The organism is Skermanella sp. TT6 (assembly GCF_016653635.2).
Lineage (GTDB): Bacteria > Pseudomonadota > Alphaproteobacteria > Azospirillales > Azospirillaceae > Skermanella > Skermanella cutis.
Window position 1 is genome coordinate 290,148 of record NZ_CP067420.1, and the last position, 19,024, is coordinate 309,171.

At 68.6% G+C, this 19,024-nt stretch carries 17 protein-coding genes; 13 read left to right on the forward strand and 4 right to left on the reverse strand.

Translation table 11 applies throughout. The features are described 5' to 3' along the window. Nucleotides 1-44: 44 nt before the first annotated feature. The 9 genes from IGS68_RS01390 (at nt 45) to IGS68_RS01430 (ending at nt 8,643) form a co-directional block, all read left to right on the forward strand. The gene (locus IGS68_RS01390) at nt 45-329 is read left to right on the forward strand and encodes a hypothetical protein (protein WP_201076776.1); all 285 of its coding nucleotides are present in this window, start codon (nt 45-47) and stop codon (nt 327-329) included. 38 nt (nt 330-367) lie between these two features. Next, entirely contained in the window at nt 368-1,138 is a 771-nt protein-coding gene (locus IGS68_RS01395; RefSeq protein ID WP_201076777.1) for an FkbM family methyltransferase, read from the forward strand. 215 nt (nt 1,139-1,353) lie between these two features. Further along, a complete protein-coding gene (locus tag IGS68_RS01400; RefSeq protein WP_201076778.1) occupies nt 1,354-2,454 on the forward strand; it encodes an ABC transporter ATP-binding protein in 1,101 nt (366 codons plus the stop codon). A gap of 17 nt (nt 2,455-2,471) precedes the next feature. Further along, entirely contained in the window at nt 2,472-3,557 is a 1,086-nt protein-coding gene (locus IGS68_RS01405) for an ABC transporter ATP-binding protein (protein WP_201076779.1), read from the forward strand. A 16-nt stretch (nt 3,558-3,573) separates the two neighbouring features. Then, nucleotides 3,574-4,449 (forward strand): carbohydrate ABC transporter permease, encoded by an 876-nt coding sequence (locus IGS68_RS01410; RefSeq protein ID WP_201076780.1) that lies wholly within the window; start codon nt 3,574-3,576, stop codon nt 4,447-4,449. Continuing rightward, nucleotides 4,446-5,276 (forward strand): carbohydrate ABC transporter permease, encoded by an 831-nt coding sequence (locus IGS68_RS01415; protein ID WP_201076781.1) that lies wholly within the window; start codon nt 4,446-4,448, stop codon nt 5,274-5,276. The genes IGS68_RS01410 and IGS68_RS01415 overlap by 4 nt, the downstream gene beginning before the upstream one ends. Before the next feature lie 9 nt (nt 5,277-5,285). After that, on the forward strand, nt 5,286-5,576 hold the full coding sequence (locus IGS68_RS01420) for a DUF2160 domain-containing protein (protein WP_247881119.1): 291 nt from the start codon (nt 5,286-5,288) through the stop codon (nt 5,574-5,576). Between the two features lie 77 nt (nt 5,577-5,653). Beyond that, nucleotides 5,654-7,402, forward strand: a complete 1,749-nt coding sequence (locus IGS68_RS01425) for an ABC transporter substrate-binding protein (RefSeq protein WP_201076782.1) — start codon at nt 5,654-5,656, stop codon at nt 7,400-7,402. 107 nt (nt 7,403-7,509) lie between these two features. Next, nucleotides 7,510-8,643 carry an Rpn family recombination-promoting nuclease/putative transposase gene (locus IGS68_RS01430; RefSeq protein ID WP_201076784.1) on the forward strand — a complete coding sequence of 378 codons (1,134 nt, stop codon included), beginning with the start codon at nt 7,510-7,512 and terminating at the stop codon, nt 8,641-8,643. Here the strand turns inward: IGS68_RS01430 and IGS68_RS01435 are convergent. Then, on the reverse strand, nt 8,548-9,726 hold the full coding sequence (locus tag IGS68_RS01435) for a benzoate/H(+) symporter BenE family transporter (protein WP_201076785.1): 1,179 nt from the start codon (nt 9,724-9,726) through the stop codon (nt 8,548-8,550). The two genes, IGS68_RS01430 and IGS68_RS01435, sit on opposite strands and share 96 nt — an antisense overlap. An 89-nt stretch (nt 9,727-9,815) precedes the next feature. On the opposite strand from IGS68_RS01435, the gene IGS68_RS01440 reads away from it, so the two are divergent. Further along, nucleotides 9,816-10,511, forward strand: a complete 696-nt coding sequence (locus IGS68_RS01440) for a GntR family transcriptional regulator (protein WP_201076786.1) — start codon at nt 9,816-9,818, stop codon at nt 10,509-10,511. Between the two features lie 20 nt (nt 10,512-10,531). Here the strand turns inward: IGS68_RS01440 and IGS68_RS01445 are convergent, their stop codons facing one another. Then, on the reverse strand, nt 10,532-12,181 hold the full coding sequence (locus IGS68_RS01445; protein ID WP_201076787.1) for a sensor histidine kinase: 1,650 nt from the start codon (nt 12,179-12,181) through the stop codon (nt 10,532-10,534). 337 nt (nt 12,182-12,518) lie between these two features. Here IGS68_RS01445 and IGS68_RS01450 point away from each other — a divergent pair, with 337 nt between their 5' ends. Continuing rightward, nucleotides 12,519-13,112 carry an HPF/RaiA family ribosome-associated protein gene (locus IGS68_RS01450; RefSeq protein ID WP_201076788.1) on the forward strand — a complete coding sequence of 198 codons (594 nt, stop codon included), beginning with the start codon at nt 12,519-12,521 and terminating at the stop codon, nt 13,110-13,112. A 62-nt stretch (nt 13,113-13,174) separates the two neighbouring features. Here IGS68_RS01450 and IGS68_RS01455 read toward each other — a convergent pair whose 3' ends face one another. Further along, nucleotides 13,175-13,600 carry a septal ring lytic transglycosylase RlpA family protein gene (locus tag IGS68_RS01455; protein WP_247881120.1) on the reverse strand — a complete coding sequence of 142 codons (426 nt, stop codon included), beginning with the start codon at nt 13,598-13,600 and terminating at the stop codon, nt 13,175-13,177. A gap of 815 nt (nt 13,601-14,415) precedes the next feature. Here IGS68_RS01455 and IGS68_RS01460 point away from each other — a divergent pair. Then, nucleotides 14,416-15,171 (forward strand): transporter substrate-binding domain-containing protein, encoded by a 756-nt coding sequence (locus IGS68_RS01460; protein WP_201076790.1) that lies wholly within the window; start codon nt 14,416-14,418, stop codon nt 15,169-15,171. Nucleotides 15,172-15,193: 22 nt separating this feature from the next. Here IGS68_RS01460 and IGS68_RS01465 read toward each other — a convergent pair whose 3' ends face one another. After that, nucleotides 15,194-18,358: a PAS domain S-box protein gene (locus tag IGS68_RS01465; RefSeq protein ID WP_201076791.1), complete on the reverse strand. Its 3,165-nt coding sequence runs from the start codon at nt 18,356-18,358 to the stop codon at nt 15,194-15,196. Between the two features lie 168 nt (nt 18,359-18,526). Between IGS68_RS01465 and IGS68_RS01470 the strand changes: the two genes are divergently transcribed. Next, a complete protein-coding gene (locus IGS68_RS01470; protein WP_201076793.1) occupies nt 18,527-18,952 on the forward strand; it encodes an OsmC family protein in 426 nt (141 codons plus the stop codon). Nucleotides 18,953-19,024 lie beyond the last annotated feature (72 nt).

Consider the following 19,024-nt stretch of genomic DNA (forward strand, 5'->3'; position numbering starts at 1 on the left):
ACACCGCATGCGCCGCCTGATGAACGATCGGGGAGATCTCCCGGATGTCGGATGAAACGACGGTCACGGCACGGGACGCGCTCTGCATGTTGGCCGACATGCACTGGGTGACAAAGCTCTGCTCCTCGACCGCGGAAGCCCTGACGGTCACGTATTCGCGGACCGTCGCGATGGCTTCGCGAACCGTGTCGAGCGCCGCGACGACCTCGCCCGAGATGGACTGGATGCCGCCGATCTCGTTCGAGATCTGTTCGGTCGCGGAAGATTCACGCGCGGCGCCTCTTCCGCGACGGTCCTGGCAACCCGGCGGCGCTTCCCTATCTTGGTGACGCAGGCGCTGGCATACCCGGAAAACAGGACGCTCCCCTTGACACTCCGGCCGAATTCACTCCTGAAGGCCTACGGCGTCGTCCGGTCGGCGCTGATCTACCGCGCCAACCCCCTGCGGCGGCGGCGGTCCAGGGCGTTCTACGGCCGTTTTCTCGGTCCCGGCGATCTTGCCTTCGACATCGGGGCGCATCTGGGCGACCGGGTGCGGGCGTGGCGCGACCTGGGTGCCCGGGTCGTGGCGGTCGAGCCCCAGCCTCATCTGGCCACGGTGCTAGGCCGCCTCCACGGCCGCGACCCTTCGGTGACGCTGGTCCGCGCCGCGCTGGGCGCCGCGCCGGGCAGCGCCGAGCTGCTGATCAACCGGCGCAATCCCACGCTGTCCACCCTGTCGGCGGACTGGGCCGCCGAGGTGGCGGCGTCGCCGCGCTTCCCCGGCGAGCGCTGGGAGGAGCGGGTCACCGTGGAGGTGACGACCCTGGACGCGCTGATCGGACTCCATGGCGTGCCGCGGTTCTGCAAGATCGACGTGGAGGGCTTCGAGCGGGCGGTGCTCGACGGGCTGTCCCGGCCGGTCGAGTGCCTGTCGTTCGAGTTCATTCCCGAAACGCCGGATCGTGCGCTCTCCTGCCTGGAGCGGCTGGCGGACCTGGGGACGCACCGGTACAACGTCGCGCTCGGCGAGGAGCGGCGCCTGCTGTTCGCGGACTGGGTCGACCAGGCGGGGATCGCCCGGTGGCTGGAAAGCCGCCGCCCGGCCGACGGTTCCGGCGACATCTATGCACGGTATGTTCCTTTTCGATCATCTTGACCGGAATCATGTTCGTTTAAGAACAATCTGAACCCGAAATTTTCGTTTGCAAAAACACGGGCAGTCCGCATAACCTCCCTGTATCAAACTATAAGAACTCTCCGCACCGGCGCCGCGCCGGGCTCTAGAGGGGAGGATTGGGGAGGATGGCTGACCATGTGCCGTGACGGGTGCGTCCCGGTTTTCCGCGTGTCCCAGGACCGGACCGGGCGTCGATGACCCTGGTGCTCGACCGGATTTCCCGCGTCGTCGGCGGTGAGACCCACCTGCAGGACATATCCCTGGCGCTGGAGCCGGCATCGCTCAACGTGCTGTTCGGGCCGACGCTCGCCGGCAAGACGTCGCTGATGCGCCTGATGGCCGGGCTTGACCGGCCGAGCGGCGGGCGCGTCGTCTGGCAGGGCAGGGACGTGACCGGCCAGTCCGTGCGGACCCGCGACGTGGCGATGGTCTACCAGCAGTTCGTCAACTACCCCTCCTTCACTGTCTACGACAACATCGCCTCCCCGCTGAAGCTGGCGGGCCTGCCCAAGGCCGAGGTCGACCGCAAGGTGCGCGAGGCGGCGGCCATCATGCATATCGACGGACTTCTGGGACGCCTGCCGGCCGAGCTGAGCGGCGGCCAGCAGCAGCGCACCGCGATCGCCCGCGCGCTGGTCAAGGAAGCCGGACTCCTGCTGCTGGACGAGCCGCTGGTCAACCTGGACTACAAGCTGCGGGAGGAGCTGCGCACCGAGATGCGCGAGATCTTCAGGCGGCACCGCTCCATCGTCGTCTATGCCACCACGGAGCCGCTGGAGGCGCTGATGCTCGGCGGCACCATCGCCGTGCTGCACGAGGGCCGGCTGATCCAGACCGGGCCGACAGTCGAGGTCTACCACAACCCGTCGTCGCTCCGGGTCGGGCAGGTGTTCAGCGATCCGCCGCTGAACCAGGTGGACGGCGTGGTCGACGGGACGGGCGTGCTGCTGGCCGACGGCATCCGGGTGCCGGCGGCGGGTCATCTGGCCGACCTGCCCCACGGCCGCTACCGGTTCGGCGTGCGGGCGAACCATCTCTCGGTGTTCCGGGAGCATGAGGACGATATCCCGGTCCCGGGCACGGTCGAACTGGCCGAGATCAGCGGGTCGGAGACCTTCATCCATGTCCGGGGCCGGGGGTTCGCCTGGGTCGTGCAGCAGGAGGGGGTCCACAGCCTGACGCTGGGCGAGCCGGTCACCGCCTGGATCAATGCCCGCCGGCTGTTCGCCTTCGGGGCCGACGGCCGGCTGGTCGCGGCGCCGCCGCGGCCCCGGCTGGGCATGGCGGCGGAATAGGGCGGAGGGGAAGACCCATGGCACGGATCGAACTGCGCGGCCTCGCCCACTCATACCGGCCCGACCCCGGGGGGGACGCCGACTATGCGCTGAAGCCGATGCAGCATGTCTGGGAGGACGGCGGCGCCTATGCGCTGCTGGGACCGAGCGGCTGCGGCAAGACCACCCTGCTGAACATCATCTCCGGCCTGCTGGTCCCGAGCGAGGGGCAGGTGCTGTTCGACGGCCGCGACGTGACCGCCCTGCCGCCGCAGGAGCGCAACATCGCCCAGGTGTTCCAGTTCCCGGTGATCTACGACACCATGACGGTGTTCGACAACCTGGCCTTTCCCCTGCGCAACCGAAAGGTCGCGGAGCGCGAGGTGCGCGCCCGGGTCGAGGAGGTCGCCGACATGCTGGAGCTGTCGGCCGACCTGGGCCGGCGGGCGCGCGGGCTGACCGCCGACCGGAAGCAGAAGATCTCGCTGGGCCGCGGTCTGGTCCGCAGCGACGTGGCGGCGATCCTGTTCGACGAGCCGCTGACCGTGATCGACCCGCAGCTGAAATGGCTGCTGCGCCGGAAGCTCAAGCAGATCCACGAGCGGTTCCGGCTGAGCCTGATCTATGTCACCCACGACCAGAACGAGGCGCTGACCTTCGCCGAGCAGGTCGCTGTGATGTATGACGGCCGGGTCATGCAACTGGGCACGCCGCAGCAACTGTTCGAGGTGCCGGCCCACACCTTCGTGGGATATTTCATCGGCAGCCCGGGCATGAACTTCCTGCCCTGCCGGTTCGAGGGCGGCGCCGCCGTCGTGGACGACGTAAGCATCCCGCTGGCCCGGTCGGTGATCGAGCACGCGCCGCACCGCGGCGTTCCGCTGGAGATCGGCATCCGGCCGGAGCACCTGCGGGTCGGCGCGTCCCCGGCGAACGGCGCCCTGCCGGTGGAGATCGCCCTGGTCGAGGACCTGGGCAACTTCAAGATCGTCACGGCGAGGCTGGGCCGCCATCAGGTCAAGGCCAAGCTGCACGAGGACGCCCCGGTCCCGGCCGAGCGCGGCTGGCTGACCTTCCCGCCCGACCGCACCCGGCTCTATGCCGACGGCCGGCTGGTCGCCTGACGGGAGAGAGGCCGCGATGGACAACCGCCCCCATGACAACAAGGCCTGGCTGCTGGTGCTGCCGGTCTTCCTGATCGTCGCGATCAGCGCGATCATCCCGCTGATGACCGTGGTGAACTATTCGGTCCAGGACATCCTGGGGCCGTTCCAGCGGGTCTTCGTCGGGACCGAATGGTTCGAGCAGGTGCTGAACGACGGGCGGCTGCACGGCGCCTTCCTGCGCCAGCTCGTCTTCTCCGGCTGCGTGCTGCTGATCCAGATCCCGCTGGGCATCGCGGTGGCCCTGACCCTGCCGGCCAGGGGCTGGCGGTCGTCCCTGTGCCTGGTGCTGGTGGCGCTGCCGCTGCTGATCCCCTGGAACGTGGTCGGCACGATCTGGCAGCTCTACGCCCGGCCGGACATCGGGCTGGCGGGCGTGGCGGTGAACGGCATCGGCATTCCCTACAACTATACCGCCGACGCGTTCGACGCCTGGCTGACCGTGCTGATCATGGACGTCTGGCACTGGACGCCCCTGGTGATCCTGCTGTGCTTCGCCGGCCTGCGGTCGATCCCGGAGGCCTTCTACCAGGCGGCCAGGATCGACGGCGCGTCCGCCTGGGCGGTGTTCCGCTACATCCAGCTGCCCAAGCTGCGGCGGGTGCTGACCATCGCGATCCTGCTGCGCTTCATGGACAGCTTCATGATCTATACCGAGCCCTTCGTGCTGACCGGGGGCGGCCCCGGCAACGCCACCACCTTCCTGAGCCAGTTCCTGGCGCAGATCGCGGTCGGGCAGTTCGACCTGGGGCCGGCGGCGGCCTTCTCGCTGATCTATTTCCTGGTGATCCTGCTGCTGTCCTGGATCTTCTACACCTACATCACCCACACCGACCGGGAGGATGCGCGATGAGCGCCCGGGGCAAGCATTCCGGTTCCGGCTTCAGGAAGCGCCATGTCGGGCTGATCGTGTATTTCGTCTTCCTGCTGCTGCCGATCTACTGGCTGCTCGCCATGTCGGTGAAGCCGAACCAGGAGATCCTGAGCGGGTTCAGCCTGTTCCCGCAGACGGTCACCTTCGCCAACTACGTCACGATCTTCACCGACCCGTCCTGGTACACGGGCTACATCAACTCGATCCAGTACGTGGCGCTGAACACGGTGATCTCGCTCGCCGTGGCGCTGCCGGCGGCCTACGCCTTCTCGCGCTACCGGTTCCTGGGCGACAAGCACATGTTCTTCTGGCTGCTGACCAACCGCATGGCGCCGCCGGCGGTGTTCCTGCTGCCGTTCTTCCAGCTCTACTCGACCTTCGGGCTGATCGACACCCACATCGCCGTGGCGCTGGCCCATTGCCTGTTCAACGTGCCGCTGGCGGTCTGGATCCTGGAAGGCTTCATGTCCGGCGTCCCGCGCGAGATCGACGAGACCGCCTATATCGACGGCTACGGATTCCCGCGGTTCTTCCTGACGATCTTCCTGCCGCTGATCCGCGCCGGGATCGGGGTGACGGCCTTCTTCTGCTTCATGTTCTCGTGGGTCGAGCTGCTGCTCGCCCGCACCCTGACCAGCGTGGACGCCAAGCCGATCGCCGCCACCATGACCCGCACGGTCAGCGCCGCCGGCATGGACTGGGGCCTGCTGGCGGCGGCCGGGGTGCTGACCATCGTGCCCGGCGCGCTGGTGATCTGGTTCGTCCGAAACTACATCGCCAAGGGCTTCGCCCTGGGCCGGGTCTGAGGAGCGGCCATGGACTTCGCGACGGAACTGGAATGGATGGCCTGGACCGGGCCGACCGCCGCCTTCTTCGCCGGCATCGCGCTGATCCTGGCGGGCATGACGGCGTGGCAGGCGGTGTCGCCCTCGGTCGAGCGGCGGGGCCTCCTGCCGATGCCGACGACGCGCGGCGACCGCCTGTTCATCGGCCTGCTGGGCAGCGCCTATATCCACCTCGCCTTCATCGGCTTCACCGACCTGAACCTGTGGATCGCGTTCGGCCTGTCGCTGCTGTGGATGGCGGTGGTCATGAGGTTCGGGTGAATGCCCGACCCCGGCGAGGTCCCCGGGAGCAGGGCCCGATCGTGACGACAACAACCAAGAACGGTTCGGAGGAAACGATGACGAAGACGGTGCGAAGAACCCTGATGGCCGGCACGGTGCTGGCGTCCGCCCTGGCCCTGACGGCCCTGCCGGCGCTGGCCCAGACCGCCGACCAGCTGAACGCGGCCCAGCGCTGGATCGACCAGGAGTTCCAGCCCTCCAGCCTCTCCAAGGAGGAGCAGCTGAAGGAGATGGAGTGGTTCATCAAGGCGGCCGAACCGTTCCGCGGGATGGAGAACTCGGTCGTGTCCGAGACCATCACGACCCATGAGTACGAGGCGAAGACCCTGGCCCGCGCCTTCAGCGAGATCACCGGGATCAAGCTGAAGCACGACCTGATCCAGGAAGGCGACGTCATCGAGAAGCTGCAGACCCAGATGCAGTCGGGGCGCAACGTGTATGACGCCTATGTCAACGACAGCGACCTGATCGGGACCCATTTCCGCTACGGTCAGGCGGTGGCGCTGAGCGACTGGATGGCGGGCGAGGGCAAGGACGTCACCCTGCCGACCCTGGACATCGACGACTTCATCGGCAAGAGCTTCACCACCGCCCCCGACGGCAAGCTGTACCAGCTGCCCGACCAGCAGTTCGCCAACCTCTACTGGTTCCGCGCGGACTGGTTCGCGCGGCCGGACCTGAAGGAGAAATTCAAGGCCAAGTACGGTTACGAGCTGGGCGTGCCGGTCAACTGGTCCGCCTACGAGGACATCGCCGACTTCTTCACCAACGACGTGAAGACCATCGACGGCGTCCGGGTCTACGGCCACATGGACTACGGCAAGAAGGACCCGTCGCTGGGCTGGCGCTTCACCGACGCGTGGCTGAGCATGGCGGGGGCCGGCGACAAGGGCATCCCCAACGGCGTTCCGGTGGACGAGTGGGGCATCCGGGTCGAGGGCTGCAACCCGGCGGGCTCCAGCGTGACCCGCGGCGGCGACACCAACGGGCCGGCCTCGGTCTACGCGCTGACCAAGTACATCGACTGGCTGAAGAAATACGCGCCCCCCGAGGCCGGCGGCATGACCTTCTCCGAGGCCGGGCCGGTCCCGGCGCAGGGCAACATCGCGCAGCAGATCTTCTGGTACACCGCCTTCACCGCCGACATGACCAAGCCGGGCCTGCCCGTGGTCAACGCCGACGGCACGCCCAAGTGGCGCATGGCACCGTCGCCCCACGGCTCCTATTGGGAAGAGGGGATGAAGCTGGGCTACCAGGACGCCGGCTCCTGGACGCTTCTGAAGAGCACCCCGGTCGACCGCCGCAAGGCGGCCTGGCTGTACGCCCAGTTCACCGTGGCGAAATCCACCTCCCTGAAGAAGACCATGGTCGGCCTGACCCCGATCCGCGAGTCGGACCTTCAGACCCAGGCGATGACCGACATGGCGCCCAAGCTGGGCGGGCTGGTCGAGTTCTACCGCAGCCCGGCGCGCGTGTCCTGGACTCCGACCGGCACCAACGTCCCTGACTATCCGAAGCTGGCGCAGCTGTGGTGGCAGAACGTCGCCGAGGCGGTGACGGGCGAGAAGACCCCGCAGCAGGCGATGGACAGCCTGGCGGAGGCCCAGGACGCCGTGCTGGCGCGGCTCGAGCGGGCCAACGTCCAGGGCGACTGCGGTCCGAAGCTGAACAAGGTCCAGGACGCCCAGTACTGGTTCGACCAGCCCGGCGCGCCGAAGCCGAAGCTGGCCGACGAGAAGCCCAAGGGCGAGACGGTCGCCTACGAGCAGCTGCTGGAGGCCTGGAAGCAGGGCAAGGTGCGGTAGGCGCCCGGCGGGGCTTCCGCCCGGCCTGACACCATGCCGCATGGCGTCGGGGGCGGGCATCGGGTCACGTGCCCGGTGCCCGCCTCCTGCCATGGTATTCGGCTTCCATGTCCGCTCCGCACGACGCGCTGTTCCGCGCCCTCCTGGACGATCCCCGCCGCGCGGGCATCCTGATCCGCGACTATCTTCCGGCCGACATCGTGAGCCGGCTGGCGGACGAGCCGCCGGTGCTGCTCGACGGCAGCTTCGTCGACCCGGAGCTGAACCCGACCCAGAGCGACCGGCTGTACGGGCTGGCGCTGCGCGACGCCGGGACCCTGCTGCTCCATGCCCTGGTCGAGCACAAGAGCTCGCCCTTCCCCTGGACGCCGGTCCAGGTGCTGGGATACCGGGTGGACATCTGGCGCCGCGTCGGCACGATCGGTCCCGACGGCAGGCTGCGGCTGCCGCCGATCATTACCTTGGTCTTCTATCACGGACGCCGGCCCTGGACGGTCCCGACCTCGATCATCGGCTGCGTGGACGCCGACGAGGACCTTCGCCAGCTCGCCGGCGACATGGGCTACCTGCTGTGCGACGTCGGGCCGGTTCCCGACTCGGAGCTGTCCTCGGACGCGGAGGTGCGGGCCGGGCTGCGGGCGTTGAAGCATGTCTCCCGCCCCGGCGACCCGGAACCCCTGCTGGCCGCGTTGCTTGCGGAACTGCGCGAGGGGACGGTCTTTGAAGAGCAGGTCATCCGCTATATGATCCGGGCGTTTCCAGCCATCACGGTCGAGCTTCTGACCAGGGTGGCGCGCAGGGTCAGGCCGGATCGGGAGGGGAACTTGATATCGCTCGCTGCGAAGGAATGGCTCAGCCAGGGCAGGACCGAGGGCATCGCCGAGGGGCTCGCGAAGGGCCGCGAGGAGGGGCTGCTCCAGGGAATGGCCAGGGGCAAGGCGGACGCCATCCTGTTCTATCTGGAGTCGCAGTTCGGGACGGTTCCTCCGGACCTTCAGGCCCGGGTGCGCCGGACCGCCCCGGAGGCGATGGATGCGCTCTTCCGCAAGGCGCTGGCCGTCACCTCCCTGGACGGCCTGTTCGGCGACGGCAAGCCCCGCAGGGTCTATCGCGGGACCCTGATGCGGCGGTCCGGCCTCCGCCCCCTAGCGGACCGCCCCGCTCCGCCCCAGGGCGAGGAGCAGTCCGCCGGCCACCAGGCCCCAGAAGGCGGAGCCGATCCCGAAGAAGCCGACGCCTGACGCCGTCGTGACGAAGGTCACGACCGCGGGCAGGCGCTCGTCGTCGCGGCCGAGGGCGCCGGCCAGGGCGCCCGCGAGGCTGGAGAGCAGGGCGAGTCCGGCGACAGCCTGGATCAGCAGAGGCGGGGAGGCGGCGATGAAGGACGCGGCGAAGCCGGCGAACAGGCCCAGCAGGACATAGGCGACACCGGCCGCGACGGGGGCGAGATAGCGGCGCGCCGGGTCGGGGTGGGCCTCCGGTCCGGCGCAGAGCGCCGCGGTGATGGCGGCGAGGTTGACCGCGTGGCCGCCGAACAGGGCCGAGGCCGCGCCGAACAGCCCGGTCGAGACGAACACCGGGGCAACCTCCGGCCGGTAGCCGTTGCCGCGCAGCACCGCGAGGCCCGGCACGTTCTGCGACGCCATGGTGACGATGAACAGGGGCACCGCGATGCTTACCACCGCCGGCAGGGTGAATTCCGGCATCACGAGAACCGGGTTCGGCCAGATGTCGGCCAGCGCCCCCTCGGGTATCGGGGTGGCGATCAGGATGATCAGGACGGCGACCAGCACGGCCAGCGGCACCGCGTAGAGCCGGGCGAAGCGCCAGCCCAGCGCCCAGGTGACGACGATCGGGAGCGCCAGTTCCGGCAGCGCGCCGACCGCCCGGACCGGCGCCAGGCAGAGGTCGAGCAGCACGCCGGCAAGCATGGCGCTGGCGAGGCCCATGGGGATCGCGACGACGGCGCGGCCGAACGGCCGCCACAGGCCGGCGATCACCACCAGGCCTCCCGCGACGATGAAGGCGCCGACCGCCGCGGGGAAGCCGCCTTCCGGCACGCCGGTCGCGATCAGCAGGGCGGCGCCCGGCGTCGACCACGCGATGCTGATCGGCTGCCGGGTCGCGATGCTGTGCGCGGCGCCCAGCAGCCCGGTCACGATGCACAGCGCCAGCAGGCCGGACGCGGCCTGGGCGGGGGAGGCGCCGACGGCGGAGAGGCCTTGGAGGACGATCGGGAAGGCGCTGCCGAACCCGACGAGGGCGGCCAGGAAGCCCGCGGTCATGGGCTGGAGCAGGGACCGGGGTGCGGTATCATTCCGCATGGCGGCTGTCCTCGTCTTTGGATCCGGGTTGGAAAAAGATCGGGACGAGCCTACATGAAAATTGGATCCAATCAACGTCTGGATATCGGATGAGCCAGAATCACCCTTCCGCCTCGGCCGGCCTGGCCGCGCTGATCGCCGAGGCGCCGCCGCGCCACCGCACCGCCACCGGGTTCGTCGAGGCGACGCTGCGCACGGCCATCCTGACCGGCAGGCTGGCGGGCGGCACCCCGCTGAGGCAGGAGGATCTCGCGGAGGCCTTCCAGGTCAGCCGGATGCCGGTGAGGGAGGCCCTGCGCCAGCTCGAAGCCCAGGCGCTGGTCGATTTCGTGCCCCACCGCGGCGCCGTAGTGACCGAGATCTCCGCCGCGGACGCGGCGGATACCTATGCGATCCGGCTGGCGCTGGAGCCGGCGGCGCTGGCGCTGTCGATCCCCAGGCTGGTGGAGGAGGATTTCGGCCGGGCCGCTGACCTGATCGGGGAGATGGACAGCGAGGCCGACCCGTCCCGCATGGGCGAACTGAACCGGCGCTTCCACATGTCGCTTTATGTCCGCGCCGGGCATCCCAAGCTGCTGGCGCTGGTCGAGGCCCAGCTCGCGTCGTTCGACCGGTACCTGCGTTTCCATCTCGCCGCCAAGGGACCGGAGCACATGTCCCAGGAGGACCACCGCCTCATGCTGGAGGCCGCGCGGGAGCGCGACGCGGCCCGTGCCACGGAGGTCCTGAGGCGGCATATCGGGACCGCGGCGGAGACGATCGCCCGGTTCTTCGCGGAACGCTGAGCTGGTTCCGGCGGCCCGCCCTATTCCGCGGCGGCCGGCGGGAGGCTGATGCGGACCGTGGTACCGGCACCCTGGATGCTGTCGAGGGTGAGCGATCCGCCGTGGAGGTCGATGAAGGAGCGGGCCAGCGGCAGACCCAGCCCGGTGCCTTCGAACCGGCGGTTGGTCGCGCAGTCGCCGCGGTGGAACGGTTCGAACACCCGGGTCAGTTCCGAGGCCGCGATCCCCAGCCCGGTGTCCGCGATCTCGATCCCGAGGCCGGTGTCGCCCGAGTCGAGCCGGGCCGCGTCCACCGTCAGCCGGATGCTGCCGCCCGGCGGCGTGAACTTGACCGCGTTGGACAGGATGTTGAGCAGCGCCTGCTTGATCAGCCGCTCGTCCGCCCACAGGCGGGGCAGCGGGTGCCGGGCGATCCGGGTCTCGAACGCGATGCCGGCCGCCGCGGCGCGCGGCTCGATCAGCCGGACCACGGACGACACCAGATGGTCCGCATCCACCCAGTCATGGGCGAGATGGATGCGGCCGGTCTCGACCTTGGCGACGTCCATGATGTCTGAGACGATCTGGAGCAGCAGCTTGCCGCTGTCATAGATATCGGAGGCGTAGCCGACATAGCGGGCGGAGCCGAGCGGGCCGAAGGTCTGGTTCTTCAGCAGTTCGGAAAAGCCGAGGATGGCGTTCAGCGGCGTCCGCAGCTCGTGGCTCATGGTCGCCAGGAACTCGGTCTTGGCGAGGTCGGCGAATTCGGCGCGGTCGGCCCGCTGCCGGGCTTCGCACAGCTCGACGCCGTGGGCCTCCGACGCGATGATCGATGCGACCGCCGAGCGGGCCTCTGCCAGCAGGCCGGGCGGCAGGGGCGATGCCGGGTCCTCGAATTCGAGGGCTCCGTCGGAGCCGGCGCGGACCGCGTTGCTGCCGGTGAGGTCCCGGAGGGCGGCGAACAGCGGGTTCAGGGCATCCTCCGCCGGCTCGCCGCGTAGGACCGCGCCCTGGGCGCGCATGATAGCGAGGAGGAGCGCCCTTTCCCTGTCGTGGAAGCCCGCACCGTCGGGCCCGGGATCCCGGCGGCCGGCGTCCTTCCGGTCCGCGGCGCGTTCGAGCGTCGCGCGCAGCTCCGCCATGTCGCGGTTCGCCTGCTCCAGCAGGTCCGCCGAGCGGCGCTTCTCCAGGTGGAGGGCGACCAGCCGGCAGATCGTGTCGAGTTCGCTGGACAGGCGGGGCAGCGGGACGTCCGGATCGTGCCGCAGGCGCAGCCAGCCATGGTGGGAACGGCCGGCCCGCAGGGGGATCAGGTAGGTCCGGTCCTCCGCCGATCCGCGCCGGGCGACCAGGCGCAGGCTCCCGCCGGCGGGAGACTCCGCCGGCAGCGTTTCCAAACGCTGGGCCTGCGGATCTCCTGTGTTGCCGAGCTGGAATTCGGCGCCGGAGATGCCGGGGATGGTGTCGAGCAGGGCCGCGATCCTTCCGAGCGCCGGTTCCGGTGTCGGGACCTCGTCGAGCCCGCAGGCGGCCGTCAGGATCCGGTTCAGCGTCCGCGTCAGGAACGTATCGGGGGCGGAGGCCTCGCGGGAGGGAGCCGGGGACGCGACATGGGATCGCCCGAGCCGCACGACCGCGTCGCGGCTGAAGATCGACCCATGTTGATCCTGGACGTCCATCTCGTTCGGCACTCCGCTGTCTCCCCGACGTCGCTCCATGCGACGGCCATAATCCTCGTTCCGGACAGATTATCGGCAAAAGTCTATTACCGCAGTCTTAACTCCAGGTTCTAGATGTGAAGTAAATACTGGGATATGAGCAAGCGATATTTTGGATGAGCCCGGAGGCGGAAAAGATATATTTCAAACTCGCAGGAATATCGTTTCATTTTCGCAGAAAGATGGAGTGGGAAGCCGCGGCCGCGGCGGATCCGCCCGATCACGGACGCGACCCCGGGACCTGCGTGCCGATGCCGGCCTTCGTCTGTTGGGAGGGGCATTGGACACGAAGCATCGAGGATCGCATACCATGGACGTTCCGCTGGAAATCGCCTTCCACAATCTCGAGCCCTCCGCAACTGTGGAAACCCGCGTGCGCGAACGTGTTGCCAAATTGGAGAAGCTGTTTCCGCGTCTTGTGGCTTGCCGAGTGGTGGTCGAAGCGCCGCACCGGCAGCATCAGAAGGGCAACATCTATCGTGTCCGGATCGAGATGTCGGTGCCGGGCGACGACCTCGTGGTCAGCAAGGAGCCCAACCGGGCGGCCGAGCGTTTCGCGGACCCGGATGTCTATACCGTTCTCAAGGACGCCTTCGACACCGCCGAGCGCATGCTGAAGGGCTACAAGGGCAAGCTGTCGAGCGAGGTCACCAAGCCGCACGATGCGCCCATGCACGGCCACATCATGCGGATCAATCCCAACAATGACTTCGGCTTCCTGCGGACCGCCGAGGGGACGCAGCTCTGGTTCCACCGCAATTCGGTGATGAACGAGGAACTGGAAAGCTTCTCGGAAGGCGATCCGGTCCATTACGTGGAGGTCGTCGGGGAGACCGGGCCGCAGGCCAGCAAGGTCTGGCGCGTCAGCAGCGAGCACCAGCATCAGGACGAGGGGCAAGCCTGATCCCCGTGATCCGGCGTCGGCCCCCGGGGCCGGCGCCGTCCGGGGATCCTGTTCCCGGAGCCTCAGTTGGACGAGGCGGTCTGGTCGGAGGCCGGATATTCCGCGACCTCGATCCGGACGCGGGCCGTGCCGTCGTCGGTCATGTCGAGCTTGCGGGCGGCGGCCCGCGACAGGTCGATGACCCGCTTCTTGGCGTAAGGGCCGCGGTCGTTGACCTTGACCTTGACGGCCTTGCCGTTCTCCAGGTTGGTCACCTTGACCACGGTGTTCAGGGGCAGCGAGCGGTGCGCCGCCGTCAGCTTGTTCTGGTCGAAACGCGCGCCGCTCGCGGTCTTCTTGCCGTGCAGGCCGGGGCCGTACCAGGACGCGGTCCCGACCTGCCTGAAATCGGTGCCGGGCTTTCCAGTCGAGTGGGCGGTATCGAAAGAGAATGGCAGGCAGATAGCAATCGCCAAAGCGGCGGCAGTCAGGGTTTTCTTGAAGGTCATCAGTCGTTCCGGCCGTAGTTGACGTTGACTCATGAACAGCCTGATCCGCGATTTGTTCCAGTTATGGAAATTGCGGAACTTTGCCACGATTTGAACGTTTTCTGTCGGTCCTAATCCTGAATCCGGAGCTTATGAATGCCCAACATCTTCGTCATCATCGGCGTCATCGTCGTCATCATCGCGATCCTGTCGTTCCTCGGCTTGCGCTGACAGACACCGGCCGCCAGCAATGCAATCGTGATCTACGCCGGTCTTCGTCATCCACGGGCTTGACCCGCGGATCTCAAGGCACGGAGGCTTCGATGCTTCCCGTGATAGATGGCCGGATCAAGTCCACGGCTGTCCGGCACGTTTATTGCTTACCGCTCACAAGCCTGAACTCAAGGCAGAACCACCCCTTTTTCGTCATGGCCGGACTTGATCCGGCCATCGTCTCACAGGTCTCACGGGGGCTCCGTGGCTGGAGATGCCCGGATCAAGTCCGGGCATGACGATAATGGGAAGATGAAGTATCCTGAGCATCAGCTTGGGGTTGATCAGCAATCATCGTGCCGGACAGCCGTGGATCAAGTCCGGCCATGACGAAAAAGGAGTGCTTCTGCACGAGATTGGCGCTTTTGTGGAATGCGCGAACAACGTGCCGGACAGCCGTGGATCAACCTCGGTCATGACGACGGAGCGGATGCCGCTGCCCTTGTTCGCCGCTCCCCGGCCTCGGCCCGCGGCGACGATGGCACCGGCCGTTGACGTTACCTCTTTCGATCCATAGTGTGCCCGGAGTGGTCTGAACGGGAGCCGGACGGGGGCGCGGTGCCGTGATCAAGGCGTTGCTGGTGCTGGTCCTCCTGGGGCTGGCGTTTCCGGGACTGTCGGCGCCGGTGCGGGGCGAGACGCTCCGCATCGGGACCGACGCGCGATACCCGCCCTTCGCCTATTTCACCGCCGAAGGCAGGTTGACCGGGTTCGAGGTCGACCTGGGAAACCAGATCTGCGACAGCCTCGACGCCGTCTGCCAGTGGGTAGACATCCCGTTCGGCCAGCTTGTGCGGGCGCTTCGCGACGGCCGGATCGACGCCGTCATGGCCAGCTTCGCGATCACCGAGGAACGGCGGCGGCTCGTGGCTTTCTCGGCCAAATACTATTCCACGCCGATCCGGTTCCTGGCGGACCGCGCCGAAACGGCGCCGATTACGGCGGACAGCCTTGCCGGCCGGCGGATCGGCGTGGTCATTGGCACGACCCATGTCGATCATCTGCTCCGAACCTACGGCCCCGCGGTCAAGCCGACCTTGTTCGAGACCCAGGGGGAGATGCTGGAGGCGCTGGTCGCGGGACGGCTGGACCTCGTGCTCGCCGACGGGCTCGGGCTCTGGCATTTCCTCAACACGCCGCAGGGTGCCGGTTTCGCCTGGATCGGCAATCCCCTCTACGTGGACGAGGGGATCGGCGTCGCCATGCGCTCCGGCGATACGGACTTGGTGGAGCGGGTGGACGCGGCGATCGACAGGCTGCTGCGCAACGGAACCTTCCTGCGCGTCAATTCGCGTTATTTCCCTTTCAATATCTATTGATGCCGTCCCGGCCGCCGGCCGGTCAGGGGCCGCCGACCAGCCGGGCGACCATCGCCTTCAGGTCCGCCGGCTCGTAGGGCTTCTCGAGAACGGGCACGCCGGTCCTGCCCAGGAAGTCGCGCACGCCGTCGCTCAGCGTGTCGCCGGTGACGAAGACGATACGGTCCAGCAGGCTGGGATGGCGTGCCTCCAGCCCGCGGTAGAGGCCCCGGCCGTCCAGTCCGGGCATGCGGACGTCGCTGATCACCAGGTCGCAGGGCTCCGAGGCGAGGCGTTCCAACGCCTCCGCGCCGTTCTGGGCGATGGCGATGGAGTGGCCGTCGGGCTGGAGCATCTCGGCGAGGGTCAGGGCGATCTCGGGATCGTCGTCGACGATCAGGAGGTTCAGCGGCCGCACGGCCGTAGGGGCCGGGGGCGGCTCCGATGCCGGGACCGGGGCCGGATCGCGCGCCGGCAGCTCGACGGTGAATGTGGCGCCGCCGCCGGGCGTCTCGCCGACGACTATGGTGCCGCCGTGGCTGTCGATGATGTTGTGGCACATGGACAGCCCCACGCCGGTGCCGATCCCGGCCGGCTTGGTCGTGAAGAAGGGATCGAAGATCCGGGTTCGGATGCCGGCCGGAACGCCGGGACCGTTGTCGGCCACCGTCAGCCGGATCACCGGCGGCTCGGGGGCTCGGACGACCGAGACTTCCAGCCGCCGGGGCCCGGGAGCCCCCTGGAGCGCCTGCCGGGCGTTGACCACCAGGTTGGTGACCACCTGGTTCAACTGGTCGGCATCGCCCCACAGCCGGGCCGGGCCGGGCGACAGGGCGAGGTCCAGTTCGATCCCGTCGGTGCGCAGCGAGTATCCCACCAGCTCGACCGCGGCCAGCACGATCTCGTTCAGATCGACCTCCTGCCGCTCCGGCGGGCTGCGCCGGGCCAGGGACAGGAAGGTCTTGACGATGCGGGCGCAGCGGTCGGCGGCCCGGTGGATCTTGCGGGCGCGCCGGGCCGTCGGATCGTCCGGCGCGGTCTCCTCCAGCAGGACGGACTGGCCGACCACCACCGACAGCGGGTTGTTCAGCTCGTGCGCCACGCCGGCCAGCAGCGAGCCCAATGCCGCCAGCTTCTCCGACTGGAGCAGGGCCTCCCGCTGGCTGGCGATCTGGGCCTGGGCGCGCCGGCGCTCGGTGATGTCGCGGACGAAGGCGGTGAAGACCGCCTGGCCGCCGGCCTTGACCTCGTTGACCGCCAATTCCACCGGGAACACGGTGCCGTCGGAGCGCATCGCCTCGACCTCGACCCGGCGGCCGAGCAGGTGGCGCTCACGGGTATCGAAATAGTGACGCATGCCGGCGGTATGGCGGGCGCGCTGGAGCACCGGCATGATGATGTCGCCCAGCGGCCTGCCCAGGACGGACTCCCGGTCATGGCCGAAGGTCTGCTCGGCCGCGGGGTTGAACTCGATGATCCGGCCCTCGGCGTCGCTGGTGATGATGCAGTCGAGGGAGGAGGCGATGACCGCGGCCTTCAGCGACTCGGATGCCCGCAGGCTTTCCTCCGCCCGCTTGTTCTCCGTGATGTCCGCGGTCGAGCCGGCGACCCGGAGCACCCAGTTGGTGCGCGGATCGCGCACCGCGGCCCCGGTGGTCGATACCCAGCGCAGCTTGCCGTCCCGCGACAGCAGGCGGTATTCCAGGGCCACCGTGTTCGACCGGCTCTTCAGGAAGGCCCGATAGGCGCGGCGCACCCGCATCGCGTCGGCGGGATGGATCTGCCGCGTCCAGGCCTCGGCGGAGGTGCCGAGGTCGGCGGCCGGGCCGCCGTACAGCTCGGCCATGCGGGGCGAGTAGTAGACGGTGCCGGTGACCAGGTCCCAATCGTACAGCCCGGCGCTGGCGCCGTCGGCGGCCAGGGCGAACCGCTCGTTGCTGAGGCGGAGCGCGCGCTCCTTCTCCTCCTGCCGGGTCTTGAACTGCCCGGCGATGCCGACCGCGAAGACCACGGAGGAGATTGCGGCCCCGGCGTCGAACATGTTGGACGTCAGCAGGTTCGCCGGCAGCAGGTCCAGGCTGACCAGGCTGCGTGCCAGCCCGCCGGCCAGCAGGGCGGAGAAGGCGACCAGGAAGACCGGCCCGCCTTCCACCTTGAGGCGGATGGCCCCGACCCCGGCATGGAGGAACACCGCGACCAACCCGATCACGCACCACGGCAGCAGCCTGTTGACGAGCAGCCGGTCGAAGGCCGCAAGGACGGCCAGGGACGCCAGCGCCACGACCAGCAGGCGGAGCACGCGGTAGAAGGCCGGCATGTGCCGCCGGACCGCCAGGAAGCTGTCGGCGAACAGGATGCCGGTGACCATGGCCAGCAGGATCGACAGCGGCACCGAATAGCCGGTCCACCACGGCATGCCGCGCCACAGGTACTCGGCCAGGAAGCCGTTCGCCGAGGCGATGTAGAAGGTGACCGAGAGCTGCATCAGGATCAGGTAGAGCTGGCAGCGCTCGCGCATGACCCGCCAGATGAAGAACAGATAGACGCAGACCGTCATCAGGATGCCGAACAGGGTCCCGAACAGGAGCTGTTCGGACCGGTCGGAGGTGTAGAGCGACGCCACGGACTGGATCACCAGGGGGACGGTCAGCGTGCCGCGGTTCTCCACCCGGACATAGAGGGTCGGCCGCTCGGACGGCTGGAGCCAGAGGGGGAAGACGGGATAGCGGTGGGCCAGCCGGAAATAGCTCCGCGATGCCAGCATGCCGCCTTCGAGCGCCGTCCAGCCGCCGTCCGGCCGGGGCACATAGACCGTGACCCGGTCGACCAAGGCCTCGCGGAACACCAGGAACCAGTCCCGGTGGACGGCCAGGATGCTGTTCAGGGTCACCCGGGCCCAGACGGCGGACCGGGTCAGGCCGAAATTCGGCTCGTCCTCCCCGCCGGGCCGGAAGCGGTGGGAGAATTCGGGGGCCGCCACCTGGTCGATCTTCAGGCGGCCGGTCGGGTCCTCGAACAGCTCCATGTCGCGCCCGAGCGCGTAGACCTCCATCTCGTTGACCAGCATGACCGTCCGGGCGGCGTTCTGCGCCCGGGCGACGCCGGCCGAGGCGGTAAGCAGGCAGAAGGACAGCATCATCGCCGCAGCCAGGGCTGCGGCGGCCCGCGGGACCGTCGAACCGACGGGGAAGGCCGCTCGTTGAGGCATGATGCTCCGGACGGACGATCACGGCCCGACGATGATCCAGGCCTGCCCGCGCCGCCAAGCGGGATATGCGGGCGCGACATCGTGAAACGGGCCGGCCCGAAAGGGGCGGGACCCAAAAGCCCGCCGGCGTGTTCTGCAGGCACGGACCCCTATCGACGGAGGACGATCATGGCAGTGCGGACGGCGGAAGCCGAATGGCGCGGCGCGCTCAGGGACGGGACCGGCCGGATCAGGACCGGCAGCGGCACCCTGGACAGCGCCTACTCCTTCCCGTCGCGTTTCGAATCGGGCAGCGGCACCAACCCCGAGGAACTGATCGCGGCGGCCCATGCCGGCTGCTTCTCCATGGCGCTGGCCCATGGGCTGGCGGGCGCCGGCCATCCGGCGGAGCGGGTCTCGACCACCGCCAAGGTCCACCTGGAGAAGGCGGACGGCGGGTTCACGATCAGCCGGATAGATCTGGTCTGCGAGGCCGAGGTCCCCGGCATCGACGAGGCGGGCTTCCGGAAGCAGGCCGAAGACGCCAAGGCCAACTGCCCCGTCTCCAAGGCGCTGGCGGCGACCGAGATCACCCTGGACGCCAGGCTGGCGTGAGGGGCGGACGTCCCATCTTCAGGTTCCGTCGGACCCGGTTCTGCCCTAGAACAGCCACCGCAGTTCCATCCA